Source organism: Sphingomonas sp. (assembly GCF_039595165.1).
Classification (GTDB): Bacteria; Pseudomonadota; Alphaproteobacteria; order Sphingomonadales; family Sphingomonadaceae; genus Sphingomonas.
On the sequence record NZ_JBCNMA010000193.1, the window covers coordinates 1 to 3,998 of the forward strand.

General features: G+C 66.5%; 4 protein-coding genes and 1 pseudogene. 2 read left to right on the forward strand and 3 right to left on the reverse strand.

Annotated elements, in window-relative coordinates; translation table 11 throughout:
• The coding region (locus tag ABDV68_RS18535) for a type II toxin-antitoxin system RelE/ParE family toxin (RefSeq protein WP_343521570.1) at positions 1-262 on the forward strand (262 nt) is incomplete at its 5' end.
• 40 nt (positions 263-302) lie between these two features.
• Here the strand turns inward: ABDV68_RS18535 and sdhA are convergent.
• Genes sdhA through sdhC form a run of 3 tightly spaced genes read right to left on the reverse strand, consistent with a single transcriptional unit; the run spans position 303 to position 2,964 of the window.
• The gene (sdhA, locus tag ABDV68_RS18540; RefSeq protein WP_343521571.1) at positions 303-2,105 is read right to left on the reverse strand and encodes a succinate dehydrogenase flavoprotein subunit; all 1,803 of its coding nucleotides are present in this window, start codon (positions 2,103-2,105) and stop codon (positions 303-305) included.
• The gene (gene sdhD / locus ABDV68_RS18545) at positions 2,105-2,500 is read right to left on the reverse strand and encodes a succinate dehydrogenase, hydrophobic membrane anchor protein (RefSeq protein WP_343521572.1); all 396 of its coding nucleotides are present in this window, start codon (positions 2,498-2,500) and stop codon (positions 2,105-2,107) included. The genes sdhA and sdhD overlap by 1 nt, the downstream gene beginning before the upstream one ends.
• Positions 2,500-2,964, reverse strand: a complete 465-nt coding sequence (sdhC, locus tag ABDV68_RS18550; RefSeq protein ID WP_343521573.1) for a succinate dehydrogenase, cytochrome b556 subunit — start codon at positions 2,962-2,964, stop codon at positions 2,500-2,502. The genes sdhD and sdhC overlap by 1 nt, the downstream gene beginning before the upstream one ends.
• 162 nt (positions 2,965-3,126) lie before the next feature.
• On the opposite strand from sdhC, the pseudogene ABDV68_RS18555 reads away from it, so the two are divergent.
• A pseudogene (locus ABDV68_RS18555) lies at positions 3,127-3,998 on the forward strand (chemotaxis protein); the annotation flags it as partial.

A 3,998-nucleotide genomic window follows, 5' to 3' on the forward strand; every position in this document is an offset into this window, starting at 1 on the left:
CTGGGGAAAGGCGCAGGCAAAGCGGTATCTCGATGCGATTGCGAATACGCTCGCTCAGATCGCCGCGATGCCGCTCGCAGGTAGCGATCAAACCAGTGTGCCATCCGGCTTGCGCAAATGGCCCAGCGGATCGCACAATATCTACTATCGGATGCTGGATGATGTCGTTCCGATCGTGCGCGTCATCCAAGAGCGCATGGACGTCGCGTGCGTGCGCATGACCTTGCAAAGCCCGGCCACTCGATATCGACCCGAAAGCTGACGGACGTTGCCGGCCGCCAGATTCGACCGGCAGTTAGCTCTCAGTACACCCGCTTCTTCGGCTTGATATACTCGACCTCGTCGGTGAGCGTGTAGTCGTGGACCGGGCGGTAGTCGATCGTGGTCGCGCCGCCCTTGCCGCCCCAGCCCTCGAAGGTGGCCACGGTGTGCTTCATCCAGTTGGCGTCGTCGCGCTCCGGGAAGTCCTCATGCATGTGTGCGCCGCGGCTTTCCTTGCGGTTCTCGGCGCCCTTGATCGTCACCAGCGCCTGGCCGATCAGATTATCGAGCTCGAGCGTCTCGATGAGGTCGGTGTTCCAGATCAGCGAGCGGTCGGTGACGTCGATGTCCGCCATCCGCTTGTAGACCTGGTCCATATGCTGGACGCCCTCGGCGAGCAGCGCGCTGTCGCGGAACACGGCGCAGTGGCGCTGCATCGTCTTCTGCATGTCGGCGCGAACCTGCGCGGTGGGCGAGCCGCCCTTGGCGTTGCGGAAATGGTCGAGACGGGTGAGCGCGAACTCCTCCGAACCCGCCGGCAGCGGGTTGTGCGGCGTGCCGGGCTTGAGTGTCTCCTTGAGGCGCAGGCCGGTGGCGCGGCCGAACACGACCAGGTCGATCAGCGAGTTGGAGCCGAGGCGGTTGGCGCCGTGGACCGAGACGCACGCCGCCTCGCCGACCGCGAACAGGCCGGGGACGACCGCGTCGGGGTTGCTGTCGCGCAGTTGCACGACTTCGCCATGATAGTTGGTCGGGATGCCGCCCATATTGTAGTGGACGGTCGGGACCACCGGCAGCGGCTTCTTGGTCAGATCGACGCCGGCGAAGATCTTGCCGGTCTCGGTGATGCCGGGCAGCCGCTCGTGCAGCACCTTGGGATCGATATGGTCGAGGTGAAGGAAGATATGGTCCTTCTCCTTGCCGACGCCGCGGCCCTCGCGGATCTCCATCGCCATCGATCGCGCGACCACGTCACGGCTGGCGAGGTCCTTGGCCGAGGGGGCGTAGCGCTCCATGAAGCGCTCGCCCTCGGAGTTGGTGAGGTAGCCGCCCTCGCCGCGCGCACCCTCGGTGATCAGCACGCCGGCGCCATAGATGCCGGTCGGGTGGAACTGGACGAACTCCATGTCCTGCAGCGCGAGGCCGGCGCGCAGCGCCATGCCGTTGCCGTCGCCGGTGCAGGTGTGCGCCGAGGTCGCCGACTGATAGACGCGCCCGCCGCCGCCGGTCGCCAGCACCACGGCATGGCTGCGGAAGCGGTGGATCGAGCCGTCCTCCATGCACATGGCGATGACGCCGCGGCACGCCCCGTTCTCCATGATCAGGTCGAGCGCGAAATATTCGACGAAGAAGTCGGCGTCGTACTTCAGGCTCTGCTGGTAGAGCGCGTGGAGCATGGCGTGGCCGGTGCGGTCGGCGGCGGCGCAGGTGCGCTGCACCGGCGGGCCCTCGCCCATGTTCTGCATGTGGCCGCCGAACGGGCGCTGGTAGATCGTGCCGTTGTCGTTGCGGCTGAACGGCACGCCGGCATGCTCGAGCTCGATCACCGCGGCGGGCGCCTCGCGCACCATATATTCGATCGCGTCCTGGTCGCCGAGCCAGTCCGATCCCTTGACGGTGTCGAACATGTGCCAGGTCCAATGGTCCGGCGAGTTGTTGCCGAGCGACGCCGCGATACCGCCCTGCGCGGCGACGGTGTGGCTGCGGGTCGGGAACACCTTGGTGATGCAGGCGGTCTTGAGGCCGGCCTCGGCACAGCCCATCGTCGCGCGCAGGCCCGATCCGCCCGCGCCCACGACCACCGCGTCATAGGTATGGTCGATGATCTTGTACGCGGCAGACATCAGACGGCGGCTCCGGTAGCGGCGGTGAAGGCGATCTTGAGGATCGAGAAGATCGCGAAGACGCCCGCGGCGATGGCGAAGAAGTTGAGCAAGGTCATCAGCACGATGCGGGTTTCGTCGTGCTGATAATCCTCGATCACCACCTGCAGGCCCAGGCGAAAGTGATAGAAGACGGTGATCACGAGCAGGATCATCGGCACCGCGGCGAGCGGCGAGGAGAGCCAGGCCTGGACCGTGCCGTAACCGAGGTCGGGCAGCAGCACGAGGCTGACGATCAGCCACAGCATGAGCAGCAGGTTCGATCCCGCGGTCAGCCGCTGCGTTACCCAGTGATGCGTGCCCTCGTGCGCCGAGCCGAGGCCGCGGACGCGGCCGATCGAGGTTCCGTTGCCCATTATTTCGTCTCCACGGCGATCGGCGCGTTCGCGACCGGTTTCGCGGTCAGGTGGCCGTAGCTGAGATAGCCCCACAGCGCCGCGGTCAGCAGCACCGAGACCACCATCGTCAGGATCGCGAAGCTCTTGTTGGCCTTGAGCTCGAACGCCGCGCCCGCGTCCATCACGAAGTGGCGGATGCCGCTCATCATGTGCTGGAAGAAGCTGAGCGTCAGGCCGATGCCGAGGATGTAGCCGGCGATGTTGGGCGCGCCCGAGGAGACCGTCAACTGGTCCATGAACCAGTCATAGCTTTCCTTGCCCGCAGCCAGTGCGCCCAGCCACCACAGGAAGACGATGACGCCGACCGTCGCCATGCCGGTGCCGGTGACGCGGTGAAGGATCGAGACCAGCATGTGCGGCCCCCATTTCCACACCTGGAGATGGGGCGAGAGCGGGCGGGTTTCGTTGCGGGCCGATGCCAAGGCGTGGGTTCCCCTGAAGGTTTGCGGCCTAATGAGACAGAGCGGCGGGCGATGCAAGCCGCAAGGCGGGGTGGTGCATAACCCAGCTTTAACCAATGGCCTTTTACCCTTGGCAACGAGGCTGGTCGTGTTTGTCTTCAGCTGGACAGGGGGAATGAATTCGTGACGCGAGCGCCGACGCCCAAGGACATGCCCCCGGCAGGGGCGATGAGCGCGACGATCGATATCGGCGCGCGGCTGCGCATCTTCGATTTCGACGGCTCGCTCGACCGGCTGAGCCGCGACGTGTGGACGCTGCTCGAGCCCGAGATCCGTGCGGTTTCCGAGGCTTACTGGCAGCAATGGCTGCGCTGCTTCGCCGACGAGCGTGACTGGGCGCCCGACGACACGCAGAAGATGATCGATGTCGGCGTGGTGTTCCTGCGCAACCGTTTCCTCGACACGCGTGGGCGCGCCTGGATCGAATCGATCGAGCGCTCGGTCTCCGCCGCCTATGCCGCGGACGTCGAGCCGATGGCGCTGCTGTCGATGATCAACGCCAGCGACCGCGCCGCGCTCGAAGTGCTGGTGCGCCGCGTCGATACGGCGGACACGCGGCTTCCCGTGCTGATCGATACGCTGATGCGTCTCTCCGCGCTGGAGAGCGATATCACGGTCGAGTTGTACAATCTCTATCGTGAGCATAGCGCCCAGGCGGCGCGCGACCGGCTCGCCGGCCAGTTCCGCGACTCGATCGGCACGACCGTCGAGCGCGCGTCGAGCGACGGCGAGGCGCTGCGGGCGCAGGCGATCCATACCTCGGCGGCGGCGCGCGGGATGCTGGGCAAGGCGTCGGAAGTTGCGGCGGCGGCAGAGCAATCCGCGGTGGCGATGCGCGAGGCGGCGCATACTGCGGCGGGCCTGATTCGCGCGATCGAGGATGCGCGCTCCGAGGTGGAAGCCGCGGCCGGGATCGCGACGCGCGCCTCGGCGCAGGCGGGCGAGGCGGTGGCGATGAGCGAGATGCTGTCCGATCACGCCAAGTCGATCGAATC

What these genes read in the sequence shown, in the direction of transcription:
- sdhD (WP_343521572.1), bottom strand. Translation starts at nt 2,500, where the DNA reads ATGGGCAACGGAACCTCGATCGGCCGCGTCCGCGGCCTCGGCTCGGCG.
- sdhA (WP_343521571.1), bottom strand. Translation starts at nt 2,105, where the DNA reads ATGTCTGCCGCGTACAAGATCATCGACCATACCTATGACGCGGTGGTC.